Annotated in this window: 4 protein-coding genes; 2 read left to right on the forward strand and 2 right to left on the reverse strand. The window is 65.2% G+C overall.

The features are described 5' to 3' along the window. Together Q8Q77_RS00680 and Q8Q77_RS00685 are read left to right on the forward strand one after the other, a co-directional pair. Window positions 1-310: NAD(P)(+) transhydrogenase (Re/Si-specific) subunit beta (locus tag Q8Q77_RS00680; protein WP_305580141.1), on the forward strand; the 310-nt coding region annotated here is incomplete at its 5' end. A gap of 185 nt (window positions 311-495) precedes the next feature. Further along, a complete protein-coding gene (locus tag Q8Q77_RS00685) occupies window positions 496-1,506 on the forward strand; it encodes a nitronate monooxygenase family protein (protein ID WP_305580143.1) in 1,011 nt (336 codons plus the stop codon). A gap of 347 nt (window positions 1,507-1,853) precedes the next feature. Here Q8Q77_RS00685 and Q8Q77_RS00690 read toward each other — a convergent pair whose 3' ends face one another. Both Q8Q77_RS00690 and Q8Q77_RS00695 read right to left on the reverse strand, forming a co-directional pair. Then, entirely contained in the window at window positions 1,854-2,645 is a 792-nt protein-coding gene (locus Q8Q77_RS00690; protein WP_305580145.1) for a VOC family protein, read from the reverse strand. Window positions 2,646-2,824: 179 nt separating this feature from the next. Continuing rightward, window positions 2,825-3,931: acyl-CoA dehydrogenase family protein (locus Q8Q77_RS00695; protein WP_305580147.1), on the reverse strand; the 1,107-nt coding region annotated here is incomplete at its 5' end.

Below are 3,931 nucleotides of genomic sequence, written 5' to 3' on the forward strand. Positions count from 1 at the left end.
CGAGGCCAACGTCCCCTATGACGAGGTCTTCGAGCTGGAGGACATCAACGCCGAGTTCCCGGTGGCCGACGTGGCCTTCGTGATCGGGGCCAACGACGTCACCAATCCCGCCGCCAAGACCGACAAGACCAGCGCCATCTATGGCATGCCGATCCTGGACGTGGAAAAGGCCCGCACCGTGCTGTTCGTGAAGCGCGGGATGAGCAGCGGCTACGCCGGCGTCGAGAACGAACTGTTCTTCCGCGACAACACCATGATGCTGTTCGGTGACGCCAAGAAGATGGTCGAGGGTATCCTCAAGGGGCTCTGAGGCCGGGGACTGACTTGCGCAATCCGCAGCCGCTGCACGTTGGCTCGACGTCGCCGCCTCGCGCACCCCGCTGATTCGAGACAAGCTCTCGCCGCCGTCGGGCGCGATGGATTGCGCTGAATGTATGAGTCCTATAAAAGAACCGATAACCTCAGTCCGTGAGGTGGCCGAGCCTTGGAGCGACCATGAAGACCAGGATCACCGAACTGTTCGGCATCGAACGCCCGATCATCCAGGGTGGGATGCACATGGTCGGCTTCGCCGAGATGGCGGCCGCGGTGTCGAACGCCGGGGGCCTAGGGATTATCACGGGTCTGACGCAGGGCACGCCGGAGAAGCTGGCGAAGGAGATCGCCCGCTGCCGGGAGATGACCGACAAGCCGTTCGGCGTGAACCTGACCTTCCTGCCGGCGGTGACGCCGCCAGACTATCCGGGCTTCGTGAAGGTGATCATCGAGAGTGGCGTGAAGGCGGTCGAGACCGCCGGCAACAACCCGCAGAAGTGGCTGCCTGCGCTGGCGGAGGCGGGTGTCAAGGTGATCCACAAGTGCACTTCGGTGCGCCACGCGCTGAAGGCCGAGGCGATCGGCTGCGACGCGGTCAGCGTTGACGGGTTCGAGTGCGGCGGGCACCCGGGCGAAGACGACGTGCCGAATTTCATCCTGTTACCCCGAGCTGCCGACGAGCTGAAAATCCCCTTCGTGGCGTCGGGCGGGATGGCGGACGGGCGGTCGCTGGTGGCCGCGCTGGCCATGGGCGCCGAGGGCGTCAACATGGGCACCCGGTTCGTCGCCACGAAGGAAGCACCGGTCCATGAGAACGTGAAACAGGCCATCCTGGCGGCGAACGAGCTCGACACGCGCCTGGTGATGCGCCCCTTGCGGAACACCGAGCGCGTGCTGATCAACGCCGGCGTCGAACGGCTCCTCGAGAAGGAACGCACCCTGGGCGCCGCCTTGACCTTCGAGCAGATCGCTCCCGAGGTCGCCGGGATCTATCCGCGCGTGATGGTCGATGGCGACATGGACGCCGGCGCCTGGAGCTGCGGCATGGTTGTGGGGTTGATCGACGACATCCCCACGGTTCAGGAACTGATGGATAGGATCATGGCCGAAGCCGAAATGATCATCCGCAAACGTTTGGACGGATTCCTGGCGGCCGGAGTCCTATCGCAGCTGACGACTGTCCATGCCTGACCGAGCCCGACGGAAATAGCGCGCGGGAAGACTGACGGAGAAGGGAACCCGTGCGGTGCGCGGCGGACTGCCTCCGACGCGCGTCTCAGGCGGCCTGGCGTTGGCGAAGGCCAGGGATCGAGTCCTGCGCAAACCTAGGGTCCATCGGCCTGAAGCTGCTGGATGGCTTCAATCGTTGTCCGGGACGCCCGCGGACACAGCCTGTCCTGCATCGACGTCCGGCCAGCGCGTTCCCAAACGCCGAGCGCGTCGGCTCAGGAACTGCTTCGCGGAGGGGGGCTTCGGCGAGGGAAACGATCGAACTCCTTCGATGACAACCGGACGATGACCCCTCGGCCTCGGCCGGGTCACGCAACTGCCGTTGTCGGGCCGCTCTCGCGCGCCTCCACGAGATTGACGCGCGTTCCGCACAGCACCACGCCGCCCTTGGCGTCGAGCGCGCCCCTGGTCTTCGCGGCCGCACGTACGGTCGCCGCGTTTCGCACGCTGACGTCGAAGGCGCCGAGCCCCTCACCGCGCCCGTCGCGGACCGCCGCGAAGCGGATCTCACCGCCTTCCTCGAGGCCGATCCGGAATCCTTCGGCGGTTTCCCGCCGCGGCCGATCCAGGACTTGCGACCATCGCGCCGACATAGCGTCGGGATCGTCGGCCTGAAGCTCGGCGCCCACGATTGCGAGCGACATGTCCGTCTTGACGTTCTCGCGCCAACGAGGCCCGCCCCACTCCCAGCGCTCCTTCGGGACCATGACGTCCAGCGAGAGGATCGCGCCCCCGACGTCGGTGGGATGCAGGTGGCTATAGCTCACCTTTCCCCCGTCGCGGTCGATCTGGTGAACGATGCGCACGCCCAGGTCCGCCATGCGGCGCCGGGCCGCCGCCATGTCGTGGTCGATCTGAAGGATGACCATGTAGCCGCCGTCGCCGCCGCGCCTCTTCAGCAGCCGGCCGGCTGTGGTGCCTTCCTGCTTCGGTGACACCACCTCGAGGAAGGTGTGGCCCACCGGCCAGACGGCGTTGTGCAGTCCGAACACATCGACGTCAGGATCGGCATAGTCGTCGCCCAACCTAAGCACGGCCACGATGTCAGCCCGGGCCGCCGCCAGGTCCTGCCCGACCAGCGCGATCTGCCTAAGGCGCATTTTCTTCCTCCGTAATTTTCAGTTATTTTTACACTCATAGGGCCGATCCAGCCGCCGAGGCGAACCGCGGCCTCCCTTGGAATACCATTCTCGCTGTAAGCCGGATCGGGTCTACCGCCTCTGCGACTCTGGTGGCGGCGCGCCTCCTTTCCGCAATCGGTCCATGAGGAGTTCTCCTCTCAAAGCTTGAGAATGGATTTGGCGATGATGTTCCGCTGTACCTCGTTCGAGCCGCTGTAGATCGTCAGTTTGCGGCCGTTGAGATATATCGGGGTGACGCCAGGGGCATATTCAGGTCCGATGGGCGTGGCGTTTGAGCCCGGCTCCAGCACCTCGCGCTGGTAGGGCAGGGCGTAGCGCCCCACGCCCCGTCGGGCCAGACTCAGGATCTCTTGGCGGATCTCCGTTCCCTTCACCTTCAGCATCGAGCTCTCCGCGCCGGGAGCCGCGCCGGCCCCAGCGGCGGCGACCACGCGCAGAGTCGTCGTGGTGAGATTCAGGAGGTCGATCTCCGCCTTGGCCATTCTGCTGGCGAACGAGGAGGTTTCGGCCAGCGGCCGGCCCCGCTCAGTCTCGGTCCGAGCAATCTCCTTGACGAGCTCGAGGGACGCGGCTGATGGCCCGACCAACGCCTGCGTCGTGCGTTCGTGGGTGAGCAGGTACTTGGCGTAGGTCCAGCCCTTGTTCTCCTCGCCGATCAGATTGGAGGCCGGCGCGCGGGCGTTCGTGAAGAAGACTTCGTTCACCTCGTGCTCGCCGTCGAGCGTGATGATCGGGCGGACCTCGACGCCCGCTTGGTTCATGTCCACAAGGATGAATGAGATGCCGTCCTGCTTCTTGCCGTCGCCACTCGTGCGCACGAGGCAGAAGATCATGTTCGCGTGCTGAGCGTGGGTGGTCCAGATCTTCTGGCCGTTGATCACATAGTCGGCCCCATCGCGCACGGCCGTCGTCTTGAGTCCCGCCAGATCCGATCCGGCGCCGGGCTCCGAATACCCCTGGCACCACCAGTCGCTGCAGTTGAGCATCCTGGGCAGCCAGTATCGCTTCTGCGCCTCAGTTCCGAATTTGAGCAGAACGGGGGCGAGCAGCTTCAGACCTACGGAGACGTCCTGGGGCGCATTGGCGAGGCCGCATTCATAGTCCCAGATGAAGCACTGGCTGACAGACCAGTCTTGGCCGCCATATTCTTTCGGCCACTCCGGCGCGAGCCATCCGTATTCGTTCAGGACCGCCCGCCAGCCCTCGGCGTCCTGCTTGCTGAGGGTCTTGCCGAGCCGGACTTT

This window comes from Phenylobacterium sp. (assembly GCF_030698145.1).
Lineage (GTDB): Bacteria > Pseudomonadota > Alphaproteobacteria > Caulobacterales > Caulobacteraceae > Phenylobacterium.

Coding starts and splice junctions, on each gene's coding strand:
- Q8Q77_RS00685 (WP_305580143.1), top strand. CDS start 496: ATGAAGACCAGGATCACCGAACTGTTCGGCATCGAACGCCCGATCATC.
- Q8Q77_RS00690 (WP_305580145.1), bottom strand. CDS start 2,645: ATGCGCCTTAGGCAGATCGCGCTGGTCGGGCAGGACCTGGCGGCGGCC.